We start from the raw sequence: 19,201 nt of genomic DNA on the forward strand, positions 1-19,201 counted from the left end.
CCCGTTACCTGTTTGATCGTCCCCAGCCGGGGACTCCTCGGTCGCCCGGCCCGGCGGCGAGCGCTGCCGCAAGGTCGGTAGCGGCCTCGTACGCAGCAGCAGCCCGGGTAGCTTCGTCCGCGCTCAGAACGACACGGTCGACACGGGCCAGCATCTCGCCCGCCGTGGCCGGATCGTTCAGGACCATCGCAACCTCAGCGCGGTAGACGAGCACCTCCACCAACGCGACCGGGTCGTCGTCTGCCGCAGGGTTGGCCAACGCACTGTCGAGGATCCGAGCCGCCTGCCGGGCGTCCCCTCTGGAGTCGGACTGCACGACGGCGTTCGCCATCGCCTTACCCAGTCGCCCAGTCGGTGCCGGCGCCGGCGCGGGGGAGGCCGGGGCGTTCTGGAAGACGCGGATCCAGTTGCCGCCTGGATCGATGACGCTGAAGCCGCTCAGCCCGTCGGCGTTCTTCCGCGCCCGTGGCCGGGTCATCCGCGGCGTCCCGGAGACCAGCACCTTGCCGTACGCGGCGCGCATTCCCGCCGCGAAAGCCCGGTACAGCTGCCCCGTGTCCGAGGTCAGCACGAGACACGAACCGTAGGACTGCGCCGGATCGAACCCCGCGATCTCGAAGAACTGCAGATGTAGATCTTCACGTCGCAACCCTGCGGCCGGGTTGGGCTTGCGCTGCTTGTAGGTGGTGTGGAAACCGAGCACCTCGTAGAAGGCGACGATGTCGTCGATGGACGCGCAGGGCAGCAGGGGAACGGTTACCTCGTTGGTCACCCGTACTTCGTAGCCGTCGTGAATGAGCACACGCACATGGAAATGGCCGATCGTCGGCCACGGACGACTGAACGGCCGATACATCCCTGGTTCGCCAGCGGGCCCTGTCGTCGGCTGTCGCCCAGGTCGACAGCCGGGGGCGCGGGGTGGGGTGGTGGCCGGAGGTTGGCCGGTGGGGAATGGCTGGTGGGGGCGGGTGGGTTGTGCCCTGGTGCGGCCTTAGCTCTCCCCGATGGGTGGGCTGGTGGTCGGTTGGCCTCGGGGAATGAGGTCGGCCCGTCGGTCGTTACACCATGTCGACGCCGTTGGAGCAGCCCGTAGCGCGGGCCTGGTAGATCCCCCGATCCCCTTCTCCGGCGCGGTGACGTTCCCCCTGGATCTTTCTCAGAGCGCCCGTACGCGAGGTGCTTGCACACAAATCCCCGTGCCTGCCCACATGGGTGGTGTGTCCGGGTGTGTGCGTCAACCCCCGAATGGAGCTTTGATCATGAACAAGCTTATTCAGCGTGGTGTGCTGTCCATCGCCGGTCTGATCGCCGCAGCCGGAATGGCCGCTGGCCCGGGTCTGTCGCAGGGCATGACCCCCGCGGTGGCGAGCAAGCCGGTGGCGGCGACCCAGCAGGTGTCGGTGGACAAGCTGCTGCCCTATGGTGTGCCGGCCGGGCAGTCGACGGTCCCGCTGTCGGGTGAGCAGAAGGACAACGCCAAGGCCATCATCGAGGCCACCAAGAAGGCCGGCATGGACGAGCGGGCCGCCGTGGTCGCGATCGCCACCAGCCTCCAGGAGTCCAAGCTGGAGAACCTGGGCCACCTCGGTGACCGCAACGACCACGACTCGCAGGGCCTGTTCCAACAGCGCCCGTCCAGCGGATGGGGCACGGTCGAGCAGATCACCGACCCCGCCTACTCCACCACCGCGTTCCTGAAGGGCCTCAAGCAGGTCGACGGCTGGCAGGACATGCCGCTGACCCAGGCCGCCCAGACCGTGCAGGTCTCGGCCTACCCCGACCACTACGCCCAGTGGGAGAAGCAGGCCGCCGACCTGGTCGCCGAGCACTGGAACAGCTGACACACAGAACAGGCTGAGGGCCCCTTCCCGTTCGGGAAGGGGCCCTCACCCCTTTCCACGCCGCCCGCCTTGGCCGACCGGCGGGGGTGTGGCGGTGAGCAGCTGCTCGTGTCGGTCGGTGGCGGCTGAGGCCGGGAGCTGCCGGGGTGGCGTGAGTTCGGGGAGGGCCTTGTAGAGGGTGGAGCCGGAGACGCCGAGGAGTGTGGCGGTGGAGGACCGGGACCGGTCGGGTTCGGCGAGCAGATGGAGTGCGTGGGCGACCTTCTCGGGACGTCCCGGCGTGGCTCAGCCGGTGGGACGGCGCGGCGGGCGGGCCCACCGGACGAAGCGTTCGATGACGTCGGTGCCGTCGTCGGGCAGATCGCGTACCGCCTCGGCCATCGTGACGCCGAGCCGCGCCATCAGGGCGAGCCGGTCGTCCGCGTACGCGCGGAGCAGGCGCAGCTTCGCCGGCTGGCACGGCCACGGCGCGCCGCACGCCCGGCAGCGCCAGGACGGCCGGGCGGCGACGTGGTCACGACCGGTGCGGCGGGGCATCCGGCCCTGCCTCGGGCATGACGGACCGGACGGCCCGGCAGGTGCCCCTCGCCGACCGCGCGCCCGCCGACCGCACGCCGGCTGGCCGGACGATCCGGGTCGTGCCGGCCGCCGGCCGGTGGCGGGCGCACGGCAGCGAGAACGGCCCGATCGGGTACGGCGGGACCGGTGGGCGCGGTTCGGGGTCCGGCTCGGGCCGGCGTGGTGGCTCCGGCTTCCGCTCGGGCTCCCGGCCCGGCCGGTCGGCGGAGCGGGCGAGCGGTCCGGCGGGGGTGGGGGTACGGCGGTCGGGGCAGCGCCGCCAGGACGCCAGTCCACACGAGCAGGCGATCTGCCAGGCGCGTAGGACGGGACGGTGTCGGGGAGCGAACGGAACTGGCTGGTTGCGTCGGGTTCGTGACATGATCCGAGCTTGCCGAGAGTTGTCGGACGATCACACTACGTAGGTGTATGGTGTGCGAACGCCCGGGACGTCCTGAAAGGACGAAGTGTGAATCGTGTGTTCGTGACGGCGATGACCGAGGCCGGGATCACCGCCGAGACCCTCGCGGCCCAGACCGGGGTCGATCCGAAGACGGCGGCCCGCTGGGCGAACCCGGGGCGGATTCCCCAGACCCGCCACCGTGCCCAGGTGGCCGCCCTCCTCGGCAAGGAGATCACCGAGCTGTGGCCGGACGTCGTGCGACGACGCGAGCCGGTCTGGTTCCGGCCGTGGACCGAGATCGAACGCGAGGCGGTCTCCCTGCGTAGCTTCGAACTCGCCTGGGTGCCGGGGTTGCTCCAGACCGAGGCGTACGCGCGGGCCACCCTCGCCGGTGAGGCGCTGACCCCGGCCGAGGTGGACGACCTGGTCGCCGCCCGCCTCGCCCGGCAGGCCATCCTGCACCGGGCCCGCCCGCCCCTGCTCGTCGCGGTCGTCGACGAGATGGTCCTGCGCCGGACGGCTGGCGGGGACCGGGCGATGATGCGCGAGCAGTGCGAGCACCTGGTCCGGTGCGCCGCGCTGCCTGCCGTGCAGATCCATGTGGTGCCGGCCGACGTCGGCATCCATCCCGGTCACGGCGGGCCCTTCACCATCGCCGAACTGCCCGACGGCGGGCGGGTGGCGCATGTGGACGGGCAGATCCGCGCGCAGATCGTCGAGCACCGGCTGGACGTCGCTACCCTCGACCGCCGGTGGGCGCGTATAAATGGGGAGGCACTTCCGCGAGCCCTGTCACTCTCCCTGATCACGGAAGCGGCGAAGACATGGACCTGACCGGCGCGCAGTGGCGTACCAGCACCCGTAGCGGCAACAATGGCGGCAACTGCGTCGAGGTGGCCGACAACCTGCCCGGCGTCGTCCTGGTGCGGGACACCAAGAACCGCGACGGCGGGACGCTCGCCTTCCCGCCGACGGCCTGGCGGGCGTTCGTCGCCACCGTGGCCCGCCACGCCTGACGCGCTCGCCGGGCCTGACGTGCCCGCCAAGACTGACTCGCTCGCCGGACACGAACAGCGTCGGATAGCCGACGGCCCGGCAGGTCGAGCCCGTCGGAAGCGGCAACCGTCCATCATGGAGTGATGTCGGGCGTGCGGAGGACCGTGGTGTGGGCCGGGCTGCTGGCCGTCGGCGTCGGGATGGTCGGGCTGGGCGTGTTCCTGGGCGTGACCCGGCTCGACGACGCGGACAAGTGGGGCAGCGTCGTCGCCGCGACGGTCGCCGTGCTCGGATTACCGCTCACCGCGTACGGGGTGCTGCTGGCCCGCCGGCAGAGCAGCGGCACGGGCGGGCAGTCCGTGAGCGGCTCCGTCGTCGGGGGCGGTGTCGCCCAGGTGCGGGGCGTACGCGGGAACGTGCGGATCGGCACCTCCGCATCGCCGGCACCCGCCGCTGCCGACCCGCCAGCGGCGGCCGCCGGACCGCCCACGTCGGGGGCGACCGACCAGGGCGGGTCCGGGGGCCAGTCGGTCACCGGGTCGTGGACGGCCGGCGGGGTGCGGCAGGTCGACGACGTCGGCGGAGACGTGGACGTGGACCGGTGAGCTGGCGATCCCCGGCGCGGGACGCGCAGACGGTCACGGCCAGCATGGTGTTCGGCCCGGTGATCCAGATTCGTGACGTCGCCGGCAACGTCACCGTCGTGGCGGACCGGCCGCCGTACCAGATCGGTGACTTCCGGCCGGGGGCCGTGCCGTTACCGGTGGGCACGGCGCGGCGGCAGCCGAGCCGACTGTTGCTGGCCCGGCACCAGGTGGTGCCGTTCACCGGCCGCGACGCCGAACTCGACGCGCTGAACGCATGGATGGGCGGCGCGGAGCCGGTCTCGGTGCGGTTGGTCCATGCCGCTGGTGGGCAGGGCAAGACCCGGCTGGCCCGGCACGTCGCCGCCCAGGCCCACGCGACGGGCTGGCTGACGTGGCGGGTACTGCACACTCCGGAACAACAGTCCGCCGGCAGCCTGTGGGAGGCTCCCGGTGGCGGTGGGGCGCTGGCCGTGGTCGACTACGCCGACCGGTGGCCCGCGTCGGACCTGAACCGGCTGATCACCGACCTGAACGCGGTGTCCCTGCGAACGGGCCTGGTGCTGCGGGTGCTGCTGCTGGCCCGCTCGGCCGGCTTCTGGTGGGCCGCGCTGCGCGACCGTCTCGACAGCGAGCACGCCATCATCGCCGAGGCGCACCTCCTGCCACCGCTCGACGAACACACCGACCGGACGGTGCTGTTCGACCAGGCCCGCGAACGGTTCAGCGCCGCGCTCGACGTGCCCGACACCGCCGGCATCGCCGTGCCGGAGCTGACCGGAGCGGCGTTCCGGCAGATCCTCGCGGTGCACATGGCCGCCCTGGTCGCCGTCGACGCCCACCACCACGGGCAGGCCCCGCCGACGCAGCCGCACGCCCTGTCGGCGTACCTGCTGCACCGGGAACGGGCACACTGGCACCACCTGCACGCCCGCGCCGAGGACCGTCGACCCACCAGCCCGGAGGTCATGGGCCGCGCCGTCTACCTGGCCACCCTCACCGGCCCCGTCACCCGCGACGACGCCACCACCATCCTGACCCGCACCCGGGTGACCGAACCCGGCGTCGCCACGATCATCGACGACCACCGGTTCTGCTATCCCCCCGACGACCCGGGCACCGTCCTGCACGGGCTACGGCCCGACCGGCTCGGCGAGGACCTCATCGCCCTCTCCACGCCCGGACACCCGCACACCGGGGCCGACGACTGGCAACCCGACGACTGGGCCGCCACCGCCGCGCACACCCTGCTCACCGGAGAGCCCGCCACCTGGGCCCCCGGCGCGGTCACCGTCCTGGTCGAAACCGCCCACCGCTGGCCCCACGTCGCCGACACCGTGCTGTACCCGCTGGTCCGGCGACACCCCCAGTTGGCCCTGGCCGCGGGCGGCGCCACCATCACCCGCCTCGCCGAGCTCCCCCACGCCGACATCACCGTGCTGCAAGCCGTCGACGCACTGCTGCCCAAGAACCGGCACATCGATCTCGACACCGCAGCCGCAGCCATCAGCACCGCGCTCGTCCACCGTCGCCTCGGTGTCGCCACCGACCCGGCCGAGCAAGCCCGACTGCTCGGAAACCACGCAGCTCGTCTGGCCAACGCCGGCCGCAGCGATGAGGCCGTAACCTCGGCCGAAGAAGCCACCGACAGGTGGCGGCGGTTTGCTGAGGGGAAGCCCGCACATCGGTCCGGCCTCGCCCTGTCGTTGAGCAATCTCGGCGTGTTCCTGTCCAGGGTGGGGCGTCGGGACGAGGCTGTGACCGTGGCTGAGGAAGCGGTCGGCATCCGCCGGCGGTTGGTCGAAGCGGATCCGGCGTATCTGCCCGGTCTCGCGATGTCGCTGGGCAATCTCGGCATTTTCCTGTCGGGGGTGGGGCGTCGTGACGAGGCCTTGTTGGTGGCGGAGGAGGGGGCGGGTGTCTACCGGCGGTTGGTCGAGGTGAATCCGGCCGCGTACCTGCCCGACTTCGCCGCGGCGCTGGACAATCTCGGCATTTTCCTGTCGGGGGTGGGGCGTCGTGACGAGGCCTTGTTGGTGGCGGAGGAGGGGGCGGGCGTCTACCGGCGGTTGGTCGAGGCGGATCCGGCCGCGTACCTGCCCGACCTCGCCGTGTCGTTGAACAACCTCGCCAACTTCCTGTCCGAGTTGGGGCGTCGTGATCAGGCTGTGGCCGTGGCTGAGGAGGCGATCGGTATCCGTCGGCGGTTGGTCGAGGCGAATCCCGCCGCGTACCTGCCTGAACTCGCCCTGTTGTTGAGCAACTTCGGCGCGTTTCTGTCCGGGGTCGGTCGTCGCGACGAGGCGCTGTTAGCCGGGGAGGAGGCGGTGGGCGTCTACCGGCGGTTGGTCGCCGCGAATCCGGCAGCGCATCTACCCGATCTCGCTCGGGCGTTGACAAATCTCGGTTTGTTGCTGTCCCGGGCAGGGCGTCGTGACGAGGCTTTGTTCGTGGCCGAGGAGTCGGCGGGTGTCTACCGGCGGTTGGTCGAGGCGAATCCGATCGCGTATCTACCCGGTCTTGCGGGATCGTTGAGCAATCTCGGCACGCTTCTGTCCGAGTTGGGGCGTCGTCGTGAGGCTCTGTCCGCAGCCGGGGAAGCCGCTGGCATCTATCGGCGGTTGGCTGAGGCGAACCCCGCTGCCCACCTGCCCGATCTCGCCAGGTCGCTGTGGGCGTACTCCGTGGTGTGCGTCAACCTGAAAGCCAACCTGCCGCAGGCATTGGAGACCGTCACCGAATCCATCGGCCTCTACCGGTTACTGGCCGCGCAGCTCCCGCAGATGTTCGGGAGTCACCTGGTCTCGGCATACCGAGCTCTTGCCGAGGTGCTCGAAGCGCTCGGTCGTAGGGACGAAGCAGACGCCCTCCGTCAGCAGGTGGAGGAGGCCGTGGGCGGGACGTGAGCACGAGCTGACGCCGGCGGGCCGGGAGTCACTGCGCTCCCGAGACCTCCTGCACCACCTCGAACTCCAGCAGGTTCGCCCCGCTGGCGACCGGCTTGCGCTGCTCGCCGCCCTCGCCGCCGCCGTGCGCGGCCCGTGCCGGCCCGGACGCCCACGCCTGGTACGCCTCCTCCGACTCCCACTTCGTGTAGACGAAGTAGCGGGTCTCGCCGGCCACCGGGCGGAGCAGCTCGAAGCCGAGGAAGCCGGGGGAGCCCTCCACCGCGCCGGCGCGTGCGGCGAACCGCCGCTCCAGCTCCTCGCCGGCACCGGGTGGGACGTCGATCGCGTTGATCTTCACGACTGCCATGGCACCCACCTTACGGCCGTCACCGGTCAGAGGGGTTCGACGACGGGCTCCAGGTCGACGTCGACCACGATCGGGGCGTGGTCCGACGGGCCCTTGCCCTTGCGGGCCTCCCGGTCGACGTACGCGGCGCGGACGTTCCGGGCGACCTGCGCGGAGGCGTACACCAGGTCGATCCGCATGCCCTTGTTCTGGTGGAACATCCCGGCCCGGTAGTCCCAGTAGGTGAACGGATGCGGACCCTTCATCGGGGTGGGCACCACGTCGGTCAGCCCGAGGTCACGCAGGGCGGCCAGGGCCTCCCGCTCGGCCGGCGTCACGTGGGTCGAGTTCACGAAGAGGGCCGGGTCCCAGACGTCGTCGTCGGTGGGGGCGACGTTGAAGTCGCCGCAGACCGCCACCGGCGAGCCGCTGCTCAGCTCCGTGTCGAGCGCGTCGCGCAGGGCGGCGAACCAGGCCAGCTTGTACGCGTAGTGCGGGTCGTCGGGGGTGCGCCCGTTCGGCACGTAGACCGACCAGACCCGCAGCCCGTCGCAGGTGGCCGAGACGGCGCGCGCCTCCGGCTCGGGAAATCCCGGCTGGCCGGGGAAGCCGACCGTGACGTCGGCCAGGCCCACCCGGGAGAGGATGGCCACCCCGTTCCACCGCCCGTCACTGTGGCTCGCCACGGTGTAGCCCAGCTCGCCCACCTCCGCCACCGGGAACGCGCCGTCGGGGCACTTGGTCTCCTGGAGGCAGACCACGTCCGGCGCGGTGCCGGCGAGCCAGTCGAGCAGCCGGGGCAGCCGGGCCTTCACCGAGTTCACGTTCCAGGTCGCCAGGCGCATGCCCCCAGCCTGCCTGATCCGGGAGCCGCACGCCCCCCGGCCCGCCGTCACCGCCCCGGCCGCCCCCTGACGGGGACCGGGGTCAGCTGCCCGGCTGGTCGCCTGGCCGGCTCTGCTCGGCCAGGAAGCGCTCCAGCTCGGCGCCGAGTTCGTCGGCGGTGGGCAGCGGACCGCTCTCCGCGGCGAGGAGGTTCTTCCCACCCCGTCCCCGGGCGAACGCGTCGTACTGCTCCTCCAGGGCCTGGACCAGGGTGGCGGCGTCCTCGGTCTGGGCGACCTGCCGGTCGATCTCCACCCGGACCACCTCGGCGGCGGAACGGAGCCCGTCGCTGGGCAGCAGCAGCCCGGTGCTGCGGGACACCGAGGCGAGCAGCACCTCGGCGGCGGCCGGGTACTCGGTCTGCGCGACGTAGTGCGGCACGTGGGCGGCGAAGCCGAGGGCGTCCCGTCCCTGCTGGCCGAGCCGGTACTCCAGCAGGTATCCCACGCTGCCGGGCACCTGCACCCGCTGCAACCACGGCTCGTAGCCGGCGATCAGCTCACGCCGGGTGGCGTGCGCGGTCACCCCGGTCGGCCGGGTGTGCGGTACGGCCATCGGGATCGCGTTGATCCCCACGGTGAGCCGGACGTCCAGCCGGGCGGCGAGGTCGCCGACGGCGGCCACGAAGCGTTCCCACTGGAGGTCCGGTTCGGGACCGGTGAGCAACAGGAACGGGGTCTCGTCGTCGTCGTGGAGCAGGTGCAGCTCCAGCTTGGGCTCGTCGTACTGCTCCCAGTGGTCCTCGACGAAGGTCATCACCGGGCGCCGCGAGCGGTAGTCGAAGACCTGGTCGACGTCGAAGGTGGCGACCGTCCGGGCCTCGAGGCTGGAGAGCAGCTGTTCGCGGGCCAGCCGGGTGGCGTTGCCGGCGTCGACGAAGCCGGTCAGCGCCTGGATGAGCACCGGTTGGCCGAGTTCGGGCAGGTCGTCGGTGAGCTGGTACAGCTCCTGTGGGTCGAGCACCGGTCTGGACCTCCCTGAGTGGTGCGGACGGGCGGCCGTGGGGCAACGGCACCCGGTACGGGAAACGCATTCGCCATCTTCGTGCATTCCGTCCTGACGCGGTGGCGGGGGCGGCGCCCTCCCATTCCCGCTCGACCGGTCGCCTTCCGGGGTGCCGTCGGGGAGACTGCGCCCCGCGCCCGTCCCTTCGGCTGGCATGACCTCCACCGGACGGTGGAACCGCTGTCCGCGCCGCCGGACGGCCGGCGGGCGGGGGGTTTCCCACCCGTCGGAGAACGGTCCGGATCGTCCGAGGGAAATGACCATATCGCCGGCTTTGGCAATATAGGAGGCAAGGCATGGTGGTCTAGCTGGTTTGATGGTGAAAAATGTGGGCAGCGCCATAGATCACCATGGGTGGTGAACCCGCCTTCTCTGCCTAGCCTCGGCGGATGCGTGACGATGACAAGATCCACTATCGACCCGCTTCCACCAGCGCAGATGACCGAAAGGCTGATGGTTCATCATCTGACCAGATGATCACCGAGGGTGAACGTCCCGGGCGCCGCCGGAAGCTGCGGCACACCCTCACCCGCCGGCCCGGCCGGGCGACGATCGCCCTCGCCTCTGCCGCCGCCTGCTGCCTCGGCCTGGTCACCGTCGTCGAACTCCGGTCGGCGGACGAGGGATCCCCCACCGGCAGCCCCGCCGCCAACGCCGAACTCCTCCGGCGGGCCGAGCAGGAAAGCGCCTCGCGCGGACTGGCCCGGACGCCGTCCGCCCCGCCCGCGACCCCCACGCCCAGCGCGTCGACCGCCCCCGACCCCACGCCCACCCCCGAGAAGACCACCCCGACGAAGAAGCCCACCCCGCGCAAGCCGGTCGACCCCGCCCCGGTGGCCGGCCTGACCGTCGCCCAGATGAACAACGCCAAGAAGATCGTCCGGACCGGCCACGCCATGGGCGTACCCCGGCGCGCGCTGGTCATCGCGGTGGCCACCGCGATGCAGGAGAGCAACCTCTACAACCTCGCCAGCGGCGTGCTCCCCGAGTCGCAGAACCTCTCGAACCAGGGCCTCGGCTGGGACCACGACTCCGTCGGCCTGTTCCAGCAGCGCGCCAGCATGGGCTGGGGGAGCGTCGAGCAGCTGATGGACCCGGCGTACGCGACCCGCAAGTTCCTCAGCACGCTGCTGACCGTGCCCGGCTGGCAGCAGATGCGGCTGACCGAGGCGGCCCAGGCCGTGCAGGTGTCGGGCTTCCCCGAGGCGTACGCGCAGCACGAGTCCCGGGCGACGGTGATCGTCAACGCGATCGTGGCTCCCGCGACGTAGTCGGGCGTGCCGGTTGCTCCTTCGGGGTACACATGAGTGGTACGGCCACGACAGGAGGACACCATGTCACCGCTCATGCAGAAGATCAGCCGTTTCCTTCGTTCCCCGCAGGGACAGCAGTTGGTCGACCGTGGTCGCCGGGAACTGGCCAAGCCGGCCACCCAGCAGAAGCTGCGGGGCCTGGCGGCCAAGTTCGGCAAGCGGCGCTGACCCCTCCCGTCGTACCTGTCCCGCTGACCCCCGGAGCCATCCCGTGACCGACTCGACCCCCGTCGACGGCCAGCCCGTGCCCGCACCCCGTCCCCCGGCGACCCCCGCCGAGCCCGCCGAGCCGCTGGACGCCCCCGAGGCGCCCCCGGCCCGACTCTGGGACCGGATGCGGGACGACCCGCAGTACGCACCGGAACACCTCGCCCTGGAGGCGGTCCGCCGGCTCGGGCCCGAGGCGGCCCGCTGGGCCGAGCGGGCCCGGGCCGAGCAGCCCGGCATCTCCGCCGAGGCCCTCGCCGACCAGGCGGTACGCCGCTTCGTCAACCGGGCCCGGCTCTCCGGAGCGGTCTCCGGCGCCGCCGGCCTGCCCGGCGCGGTGATCGACGTGGGGGTGCTCGCCTGGACCCAGGCCCGGATGGTGCTGCACATCGCCGCGGCCTACGGGGTCGAGCCGCAGCACACCGACCGGGCGACCGACCTGCTGGTCCTCCAGAAGGTGCACAAGGTGGCCGAGACGGCCCGGCTCGCCCTCGGCGTCGCCGCCGGCCGGGAGCGGGCCGGGGCGCTCTTCGGCGGCGGTTCCCAGCCCGCCCTCGGACGGGTGATGCTCAAGCTCGGGGTGCGGCTGGCCCAGATGGCCGGGGTGCGCGCGGCGAAGCGGATGTTCGCCAAGGTGGTGCCGGGCGCGGCGATCATCCTCGGCACCTGGGCCAACTCCTCGGCCACCAAGGACCTCGCCAACCGGTCCCGGGCGCTCTACGCCCAGCACCGCGCCGGCGTGGTCCCGCCCCCGCGCCACCCCTGACCGGTCGCCGCCGGTCGGGGCCGACCTCAGTCGGCGAAGCCGGCGGCGGACCAGGTCACCTTGGCGAGCCGCTCCTGGCCGGCGTTGTTCGGGTGGAAGTGGTCGATGGTGTTGACGTCGTCGAGGGTGAACCGCACCCGGTGCGCGGCCCCCCGGTCGTGCCGGCAGCGCGACCCGTACGCCCGGCACGCGGCGGCCAACTGGTCGTTGTAGTCGTCGATCCGCTCCTGGAACGTCCGGCGGCGCTCCCGGTCGGCCGCCGCCGTCGAGGTCGGGTTGGCGAGCAGGGCCGGACAGACACCACGCTGCCAGGCCCGCACGGCATCCTTGTCGGTGTGCCCGACCTCCCAGAGCCGGTACAGGTCCGGGATGCTCACCATGAGCACCCGGGCCTTGGGGCGCCCCTCGCGCAGCGTCCGCAGCGCCCGGTCGACCTGCTGGCGGAAGGTCTTGACCGGCGTCATCTGGTCGATGTCGGCGCGGCAGGCGTCGTTCGCGCCGATCAGCACGGTGACGTAGTCCGCCTTGTCGCGTACCGCCCGGGTGGCCTGGTCGGGCAGGGCCGACGCGCGGGCCCCCGCCTTCGCGTGGTTGTAGGCCCGGCCCCGGATCGCCGGATCGCGGTCGAGCAGCCGCCGGTAGTGGCTCTCCACCCGTCGGCCGTCCCCGGTCGACCAGGAGTTGCGCTCGCAGGACGCGAGCACCAGACAGGTGCCGAAGCCGGTGCTGATGGAGTCGCCGAGGGCAGCCATCGCCACCGGAGTGCCGGGGCGCGGGGTGTCCCGGGGCGGACGGGGGGTGCCGTCGTCGCCGCCTCCTCCGCTCCCGCTCTCGCAGGCCAGCGCCACCAGCGCCGACAGGCTGGCCACGGCGGCGACCCAACGTCGAGGCATGACCATCCCGTTCCGGAGCGCGGTGCGACAGCGGGGTCACCTTACGCGTCCGCCGTCCATTCGGGGTCACCCGATGTCGGGCATCCGGCACAACCGTCCGGTACCGGGCATCCATGTGGTATGTAGCGGTCCGCGACCGGTGCGGCAGGTTAAACCGCAGAGCACCGGGTAGTTCGCCGGAATGACGCGATCGCAGCCCCGAGGTGCCCGGGGCACCGTCGGCCACGCCTACAGCGCGTTGAACCTGCGACTGGTCCTGGCCAGCTTCGGGCTCGTCACCATGGTGGTCTTCGCCGTACTGGCCGCCCGCGCCGACCTGCCCTGGCTGGCCGTCATCTGCGGGGTCCTCGCCGCGGTGGCGGTGGTCGACCTGGTCGTCATCCAGCGCCGTCGGGCCGCCCGCCGCCGGGAGGAGCCGGGCGCGCGCCACTCGCTCTTCGAGTGACAGGAGTACGACATGCCCATCGCCACCACCGATCCCGCCACCGGCGAGGTGCTCCGGACGTACGACGAAATGCCGCCCGACCGGATCGACGCCGCCATCGCCGCCGCGCACCGGGCCTTCACGGAGCTGCGCGGCACCTCGGTCGCGCAGCGGGCCCGGTGGCTGACCGCGGCGGCCGACCTGCTCGACGCCGAGCGCGACGACATCGCCCGGGTGATGACCACGGAGATGGGCAAGACGTACGCGGCGGCGAAGGCCGAGGCGGCGAAGTGCGCCGCCGCCTGCCGGTTCTACGCCGACAACGCGGAGCGCTTCCTCGCCGACGAGCCGGCCGACGCTGCGGCGGTGGGAGCGAGACGGGCCGTCGTCCGGTACCAGCCGATCGGGCCGGTGCTCGCGGTGATGCCGTGGAACTTCCCGCTCTGGCAGGTGATCCGGTTCGCCGCGCCGGCCCTGACGGCCGGCAACACCGGGCTGCTCAAGCACGCCTCGAACGTGCCGCAGACCGCGCTCTGGCTGGGGGAGCTGTTCGGCCGGGCCGGGTTCCCGGAGGGGGCCTTCACCGCGTTGCTGGTCGGCTCGTCCGCCGTCGAGCGGGTCCTCACCGACCCCCGGGTCCGCGCGGCGACCCTGACCGGCAGCGAGCCGGCCGGCCGGTCGATCGCCGCGATCGCCGGACGTGAGCTGAAGAAGACCGTGCTCGAACTCGGCGGCAGCGACCCGTTCGTGGTGATGCCCTCGGCCGACCTGGACCGGGCCGCCGAGGTCGCCACCACCGCGCGCTGCCAGAACAACGGCCAGTCCTGCATCGCCGCGAAACGGTTCATCGTGCACACCGACGTCTTCGACGCGTTCACCGAGCGGTTCGTCGAGCGGATGGCGGCGTTGCGCGTCGGCGACCCGATGGACGAGCGGACCGACGTCGGGCCGCTGGCCAGCGAGCGGGGCCGGGACGAGGTGGCCGCCCAGGTCCGCGACGCGGCCGAGCGGGGCGCCCGGGTGCTCTGCGGCGGCGAGGTGCCCGACCGGCCCGGCTGGTGGTACCCGCCGACCGTGGTCACCGACCTGACGCCGCAGATGCGGATGTGGGGCGAGGAGGTCTTCGGTCCGGTCGCCGGGCTCTACCGGGTGTCGTCGTACGACGAGGCGGTCGAGGTGGCCAACGGCACCAGCTTCGGTCTCGGCGCGAACGCCTGGACCCGGGACCCCGAGGAGCAGGAGCGCTTCGCCACCGACCTGGACGCCGGCAGCGTCTTCGTCAACGGGATGACCACGTCCTACCCGCAGTTGCCCTTCGGCGGCGTACGGAACTCCGGCTACGGACGGGAGCTGTCGGCGCTGGGCATGCGCGAGTTCTGCAACGTCAAGACGGTCTGGGTCGGCGAGGGCGGCCCCTCGGCGGGAGCCGGCGCCCACGCCGAGTGAGGGCGACCGGGGCGGTGCCCGGCCGAGGCGGCTGGGGTGGCTGAGGTGGTAGCAGGGGGCTGAGGTGGTAGCAGGGGCCCCTTGCAGGGCGTTTTTGCACTGCAGGGGACCCCTGCTACCACCCGGGGCGGGCGCCGATTGCCGGGCGGCCGTTCTGGGTAGGGGTGCGTGGCATGACGGTGTTCGGCGTGCACGCCTCCCACGAGCAGATCCACCCCACCGCGCTGCTGGAAGCGGTGGTCCACGCGGAACGGGCCGGGTTCGACGCGGCCATGTGCTCGGACCACTTCGCACCGTGGAGCGAGCGTCAGGGGCAGTCCGCGTTCGCCTGGTCCTGGCTCGGTGCCGCCCTCCAGGCCACGAGCCTGCCGTTGGGTGTGGTCAACGCTCCCGGCCAGCGTTACCACCCGGCGATCATCGCGCAGGCGATCGGCACCCTCGGCGCGATGTACCCGGGTCGGTTCTGGGCCGCGCTCGGCACCGGCGAGGCGGCCAACGAGCACATCACCGGTGATCCCTGGCCGCGTAAGGACGTCCGTAACGCGCGGCTGCGGGAGTGCGTGGACGTGATCCGTGCGTTGCTGGCCGGTGAGGAGGTCAGCCACGACGGTCTGGTCCGGGTGGACCGGGCGAAACTGTGGACCCGGCCGGAGCAGCCCCCGGCCCTGGTCGGCGCGGCGGTCAGCGTGGCCACCGCCCGCTGGTGCGCCGAGTGGGCCGACGGCCTGATCACCGTCAACGCTCCGGTGCCGCACCTGCGCGCCATGATCGACGCCTACCGGGACGCCGGTGGCCGGGGGCCGTTGAGTCTCCAGGTGCACCTCAGCTGGGCGGCGGACGAGACGGAGGCCGAGCGGATCGCGTACGACCAGTGGCGTAGCAACGTCTTCGCCCCGCCGGTCTGCTGGGACCTGGAGACGGTGGAGCACTTCGACGTGATCTCCGAGCAGGTGCCGATGGAGCGGCTGCGCCGGGTGGTCAACATCTCCGCCGACCTCGGCCGGCACACCGGATGGCTGGAGGAGTACCTCGACCTCGGCTTCGACCGGATCTTCCTGCACCACGTCGGGCAGGAGTTGAGCCCGTTCGTCGACGCGTTCGGCACCGAGGTGCTGCCGAAGCTGCGGGCCCACTGACTCCCCGGGCCGTCGACCCGTCGAGCCGGGTCGACGGCCTGAGGCGGTGTGGAACCGGTCGAGGCGGGCGTCCGCGCTTCGTGGTCTCCGAGCCGGACACCTACGCCGGGCGCAGCCGCGCCGGGATGGCGACGGACCACATCGGAGTGGTCCGGAACGTATGACCCAACCACTATTCGTGCCGGGCGCGCGACTCCCCGTAAGATTGATTGACTTCGATTGCGGTGGTGACGCCACCGCGGACCAGGGGAGTGGTTGATGTTCCGACGGAAACTGTCCCGCGCGGCTGGTGCCGCGCTCGCACTCGCGCTGTCCCTCGCCGGTGTCCAGGCCGTCGGCGGTGCGCCGGCCTCCGCCGACCCCGGGACCGCGGTGCGCACCGTCCTCTACGACGCCAGCCGGGCCGGTGAGTTCCGCACCAACTTCGACCAGGCTGCCGCGATCTGGAACAGCAGCGTCAGCAACGTCCGGCTCCAGGCCGGCTCGCCGGCCGCCGTCACCATCCGGGTGGACAGCGGCTGGCCCCGCGCCTACGTCACCGGCCTCGGCCGGGGCACCATCTACATGGGATGGCAGGCGGTCGACCAGGGCTACAACCGGACCCGGATCGCCACCCACGAGTTCGGTCACATCCTCGGCCTGCCGGACCGGCGCACCGGCCTCTGCTCGGACCTGATGTCCGGTAGCAGCGCGCCGGTCTCCTGCACCAACGCCTACCCGAACGCCACCGAGGCCGCCCAGGTGAACTCGCTCTTCGCCGGCAGCCGCACCACCGCCGGCGTGGCCGGCACCTACACCTGGCCCGAGGAGGCCCAGGACGAGATCTCGCCGCTGGTCGTCAACGGCCGACCGGCGACCGAGAACTACCCCTGGATGGTCTACACCTCCGGCTGCACCGGCACCCTGATCAAGGCGAACTGGGTGGTCACCGCCAAGCACTGCCCGACGCCGTCCTCGGTGCGGGTGGGCAGCATCAACCGCACCAGCGGCGGGACCGTGGTCGGCGTGAGCCGGGCGGTCAACAACCCGACCATCGACGTGAAGCTGTTCCAGCTCTCCAGCTCGGTCAGCTACGCCCCGGCGGTCATCCCCACCACCTCCGGCGCGGTCGGCACCGCCACCCGGATCATCGGCTGGGGCCAGACCTGCCCGACCCGGGGTTGCGGCTCGGCCCCGACCGTCGCGCACGAGCTGGACACCTCGATCGTCGCGGACACCCGGTGCAGCGGCATCAACGCGGCCTACGAGATCTGCACCAACAACACCAACGGCAACGCGGGCGCCTGCTACGGCGACTCGGGCGGCCCGCAGGTGCGTCAGATCAACGGCGTGTGGAACCTGATCGGCGCGACCAGCCGTGCCGGCAACAACAACCCGACCTGCGCCACCGGTCCGTCCATCTACGGCGACCTGACCGCGATCCGCAGCTGGATCAACACCCAGGTCGGCGGCCTGCCGGTCTGAGGTGGTAGCAGGGGTCCCCTGCTACCGCTTTCTGTCGAACAGGGGGCCCCTGCAACCACACCACCGCCCAGCGCGCACACCGCGCTGGGCGGTGCGGCTGTGGACGGTGTGGGCTGCAGGCGGTGCGACGTGGTGAGCTCGGGCTACGCGGGCGGTAGGCCGGCGTCCAGGTCGGCGGCGTGCCGGAGGGTGTCGGCCGCCCGGCCGTGATGCAGGTCGGACAGGGGAACGCGCCGGGCCCGGTCCAGTGCCGTACGGGCCGTGTCGGGGTCGTCGAGCACGATCGCGATCTCGGCCCGGTAGACCAGCGTCTCCACCGCCAGGACCGGGTCGTCGGCGGCCTCCGGCCGGGCCAACGCGCCGTCGAGGATCTTCGCTGCCTGTCGGTGGTCACTCCGGGAGTCGGCCTGCACGACGGCGTTGCGCAGGGCTTCTGCCAGCCGGCTCCGTGGGGTCGCCGGCTCGGCCGCCAGGGTGTCTGCCAGCTGGCCGTGTGGGGTCGCCGGCTCGGCCGACCGCTCTGCCGACCGCTCGGTGGTCGCCCCCGCCGAAATGCGGATCCAGTTGCCGCCGGGGTCGACCACGCTGAACCCGGTCAGCCCGTCGGCGTTCTTCCGGGGCCGGGGTCGCGTCATCCGGGGAATGCCGGCCACCGGCACCCGGCCGTACGCGGCCCGCATGCCCTCGGCGAAGGCCGCGTGCAGGGCCGCGACGTCGGGGACGAGCACCAGGCAGCTGCCGTACGAGGTCGCCGGGTCGAAGTCCGGCAGGCCGAAGAAGTGCAGGTGCAGGTCCTCCCGCTGAAGGGCGACGTAGGGGTTGGGTCGGCTCTGCCGGTGGGTGACCTGGAATCCGAGGACCTGGTAGAAGTCGGCAACGGTGTCGATGGAGCCGCAGGGCAGCAGCGGCACGGTGAGTTCGTCGGCCATGCGGTCTTTCCAGCCCCGGCGCACGTCCATGCGCACATGACAATGACCGATCGGTGACCACGTTCCGGCCGGTCGGGCGACCGTCCGTATCGGACGGTGGTGGGTGCGGGTCAGCGGTGTGCGCGCAGCGCGCCGACGAAGGCACGCCAGGCGGTGGGGGCGAAGAGGAGCGTCCCGGCGTCGCGGTGCTTGCTGTCCCGGACGGCGACCACGCCGGGCAGGTTGTCGGCGACCTCGACGCAGTTGCCGCCGTTGGAGCTGCTGCGGGTGCTGGTGCGCCAGCGGGCGCCGGTCAGCTCAGCCATTCTCGCGCCTCCAACAGCTCGATCGACTGGTCACGGGGGAGCGCCACCGCCCGCACAGTGTCCCAGGTGCGCAGCAGCGGGGCAACGTCCTCGGTGACCCGCCCGGCGGCCTGGTCGTCGATGTATCCGACGTCGTCCCGGCCGTCGAGACTGGCGATGACGAACGCCCCGGCGAGCCCGGGATGGAACCCGGCCCGGATCGGGACGATGTGGACGATGACCGTGGCGCGGGCCGCCATCGTGACCAGGTGGTCGAGCTGCGGGTGCATGATCTCCGGGTCGCCCCGGCGCAGCGCCGCCTCGTCCATCACGAAGATGGTCAGCGGCGGCCGGGGCCGGTCGAAGACGACCGCCTGCCGGGCCAGCCGGGCCGCCACGTGCCCCTCCACCTCGTCGTCCACCAGCGGGCCGCTGGCGAGCACCGCGTGCGCGTACGCCTCGGTCTGGAGCAGGCCGGGCAGCACCAGCGGCTCGAACGACCGCAGCGCGGTGGCCTCCGTCTCGATCTCGGCCCACGGCCGGAACCAGAGCGGCTGGCGGGGGCGTACCGCGTCCGGCCAGAGGTCGGCGATCTCCCGGCCCAGGGTCTGCGCGACGGCGGCCCGGTGGCGGGGTTAGGGCGTCGCACCCCGGTTGAGCCAGCGGCCGGTGGTCTTCGGATCCACCCCGACCCGGCGGGCCAGCGACTCCATGGTCTCGCCGCGTTCCCGCATCGCCGTCCGCAGCACGTCGTTCATGCCCACCTCCCGGATTGTCGGACCTGAGGTGGAAAACCCTAGTGTGGCGGACGGTGGTGGGGTGGTGACGCGCCG

The 19,201-nt window shown here is 72.2% G+C and carries 20 protein-coding genes and 1 pseudogene; 12 read left to right on the forward strand and 9 right to left on the reverse strand.

All coding sequences use genetic code 11. From position 1 onward, the window contains the following. Positions 1–4 precede the first annotated feature (4 nt). Complete coding sequence (locus tag QSK20_RS18050; RefSeq protein ID WP_285789760.1) at positions 5–772, reverse strand: DUF8817 family protein; 768 nt, start codon at positions 770–772, stop codon at positions 5–7. 487 nt (positions 773–1,259) lie between these two features. Between QSK20_RS18050 and QSK20_RS18055 the strand changes: the two genes are divergently transcribed. Further along, positions 1,260–1,841, forward strand: coding sequence for a hypothetical protein (locus tag QSK20_RS18055; protein ID WP_285789761.1), 582 nt, complete (start codon positions 1,260–1,262; stop codon positions 1,839–1,841). 285 nt (positions 1,842–2,126) lie between these two features. Here the strand turns inward: QSK20_RS18055 and QSK20_RS18060 are convergent, their stop codons facing one another. Continuing rightward, entirely contained in the window at positions 2,127–2,378 is a 252-nt protein-coding gene (locus QSK20_RS18060; protein ID WP_285789762.1) for a flavin reductase, read from the reverse strand. Positions 2,379–2,892: 514 nt separating this feature from the next. Here QSK20_RS18060 and QSK20_RS18065 point away from each other — a divergent pair. The 4 genes from QSK20_RS18065 to QSK20_RS18080 all read left to right on the forward strand — a co-directional run bounded on the left by QSK20_RS18065 (position 2,893) and on the right by QSK20_RS18080 (position 7,288). Continuing rightward, positions 2,893–3,636: a DUF5753 domain-containing protein gene (locus tag QSK20_RS18065; protein WP_502888931.1), complete on the forward strand. Its 744-nt coding sequence runs from the start codon at positions 2,893–2,895 to the stop codon at positions 3,634–3,636. After that, positions 3,633–3,818, forward strand: coding sequence for a DUF397 domain-containing protein (locus QSK20_RS18070; protein ID WP_285789894.1), 186 nt, complete (start codon positions 3,633–3,635; stop codon positions 3,816–3,818). The genes QSK20_RS18065 and QSK20_RS18070 overlap by 4 nt, the downstream gene beginning before the upstream one ends. 132 nt (positions 3,819–3,950) lie before the next feature. Next, positions 3,951–4,403: a hypothetical protein gene (locus QSK20_RS18075; RefSeq protein WP_285789764.1), complete on the forward strand. Its 453-nt coding sequence runs from the start codon at positions 3,951–3,953 to the stop codon at positions 4,401–4,403. Beyond that, positions 4,400–7,288, forward strand: coding sequence for a tetratricopeptide repeat protein (locus QSK20_RS18080; protein ID WP_285789765.1), 2,889 nt, complete (start codon positions 4,400–4,402; stop codon positions 7,286–7,288). Before QSK20_RS18075 ends, QSK20_RS18080 begins: the two co-directional genes overlap by 4 nt. A gap of 28 nt (positions 7,289–7,316) precedes the next feature. Here QSK20_RS18080 and QSK20_RS18085 read toward each other — a convergent pair whose 3' ends face one another. The 3 genes from QSK20_RS18085 to QSK20_RS18095 all read right to left on the reverse strand — a co-directional run bounded on the left by QSK20_RS18085 (position 7,317) and on the right by QSK20_RS18095 (position 9,464). Further along, complete coding sequence (locus QSK20_RS18085) at positions 7,317–7,637, reverse strand: antibiotic biosynthesis monooxygenase family protein (RefSeq protein ID WP_285789766.1); 321 nt, start codon at positions 7,635–7,637, stop codon at positions 7,317–7,319. Between the two features lie 26 nt (positions 7,638–7,663). Further along, positions 7,664–8,461 (reverse strand): exodeoxyribonuclease III, encoded by a 798-nt coding sequence (locus tag QSK20_RS18090; protein ID WP_285789767.1) that lies wholly within the window; start codon positions 8,459–8,461, stop codon positions 7,664–7,666. A gap of 82 nt (positions 8,462–8,543) precedes the next feature. Then, the gene (locus tag QSK20_RS18095) at positions 8,544–9,464 is read right to left on the reverse strand and encodes a proteasome assembly chaperone family protein (RefSeq protein WP_285789768.1); all 921 of its coding nucleotides are present in this window, start codon (positions 9,462–9,464) and stop codon (positions 8,544–8,546) included. Between the two features lie 515 nt (positions 9,465–9,979). Between QSK20_RS18095 and QSK20_RS18100 the strand changes: the two genes are divergently transcribed. From QSK20_RS18100 to QSK20_RS18110, 3 genes are all read left to right on the forward strand, one after another. Next, complete coding sequence (locus QSK20_RS18100; RefSeq protein ID WP_285789769.1) at positions 9,980–10,777, forward strand: peptidase M23; 798 nt, start codon at positions 9,980–9,982, stop codon at positions 10,775–10,777. Between the two features lie 63 nt (positions 10,778–10,840). Continuing rightward, a complete protein-coding gene (locus tag QSK20_RS18105) occupies positions 10,841–10,987 on the forward strand; it encodes a hypothetical protein (RefSeq protein WP_170107945.1) in 147 nt (48 codons plus the stop codon). A gap of 43 nt (positions 10,988–11,030) precedes the next feature. Continuing rightward, the gene (locus QSK20_RS18110; RefSeq protein ID WP_502888928.1) at positions 11,031–11,792 is read left to right on the forward strand and encodes an EcsC family protein; all 762 of its coding nucleotides are present in this window, start codon (positions 11,031–11,033) and stop codon (positions 11,790–11,792) included. A 26-nt stretch (positions 11,793–11,818) separates the two neighbouring features. Here QSK20_RS18110 and QSK20_RS18115 read toward each other — a convergent pair whose 3' ends face one another. Continuing rightward, complete coding sequence (locus QSK20_RS18115) at positions 11,819–12,685, reverse strand: GDSL-type esterase/lipase family protein (RefSeq protein ID WP_285789770.1); 867 nt, start codon at positions 12,683–12,685, stop codon at positions 11,819–11,821. 181 nt (positions 12,686–12,866) lie between these two features. On the opposite strand from QSK20_RS18115, the gene QSK20_RS18120 reads away from it, so the two are divergent. The 4 genes from QSK20_RS18120 (at position 12,867) to QSK20_RS18135 (ending at position 17,155) form a co-directional block, all read left to right on the forward strand. Next, positions 12,867–13,130, forward strand: a complete 264-nt coding sequence (locus tag QSK20_RS18120; RefSeq protein ID WP_285789771.1) for a DUF6343 family protein — start codon at positions 12,867–12,869, stop codon at positions 13,128–13,130. 12 nt (positions 13,131–13,142) lie between these two features. Beyond that, positions 13,143–14,555 carry an NADP-dependent succinic semialdehyde dehydrogenase gene (locus tag QSK20_RS18125; RefSeq protein WP_285789772.1) on the forward strand — a complete coding sequence of 471 codons (1,413 nt, stop codon included), beginning with the start codon at positions 13,143–13,145 and terminating at the stop codon, positions 14,553–14,555. A 173-nt stretch (positions 14,556–14,728) separates the two neighbouring features. After that, positions 14,729–15,691 carry a TIGR03885 family FMN-dependent LLM class oxidoreductase gene (locus QSK20_RS18130; RefSeq protein ID WP_285789773.1) on the forward strand — a complete coding sequence of 321 codons (963 nt, stop codon included), beginning with the start codon at positions 14,729–14,731 and terminating at the stop codon, positions 15,689–15,691. A 258-nt stretch (positions 15,692–15,949) separates the two neighbouring features. Further along, positions 15,950–17,155: a snapalysin family zinc-dependent metalloprotease gene (locus QSK20_RS18135; protein WP_285789774.1), complete on the forward strand. Its 1,206-nt coding sequence runs from the start codon at positions 15,950–15,952 to the stop codon at positions 17,153–17,155. 143 nt (positions 17,156–17,298) lie between these two features. On the opposite strand, the gene QSK20_RS18140 is transcribed toward QSK20_RS18135, so the two are convergent. From QSK20_RS18140 to QSK20_RS18150, 3 genes and pseudogenes are all read right to left on the reverse strand, one after another. Further along, positions 17,299–18,084 (reverse strand): bleomycin resistance protein, encoded by a 786-nt coding sequence (locus QSK20_RS18140; protein WP_285789775.1) that lies wholly within the window; start codon positions 18,082–18,084, stop codon positions 17,299–17,301. 110 nt (positions 18,085–18,194) lie between these two features. Continuing rightward, entirely contained in the window at positions 18,195–18,389 is a 195-nt protein-coding gene (locus tag QSK20_RS18145) for a DUF397 domain-containing protein (protein ID WP_285789776.1), read from the reverse strand. Then, positions 18,377–19,126: pseudogene (locus QSK20_RS18150) on the reverse strand (helix-turn-helix domain-containing protein). The gene QSK20_RS18145 and the pseudogene QSK20_RS18150 overlap by 13 nt, the downstream one beginning before the upstream one ends. Positions 19,127–19,201 lie beyond the last annotated feature (75 nt).

The organism is Micromonospora sp. NBRC 101691 (genome assembly GCF_030269285.1).
Lineage (GTDB): Bacteria > Actinomycetota > Actinomycetes > Mycobacteriales > Micromonosporaceae > Micromonospora > Micromonospora echinospora.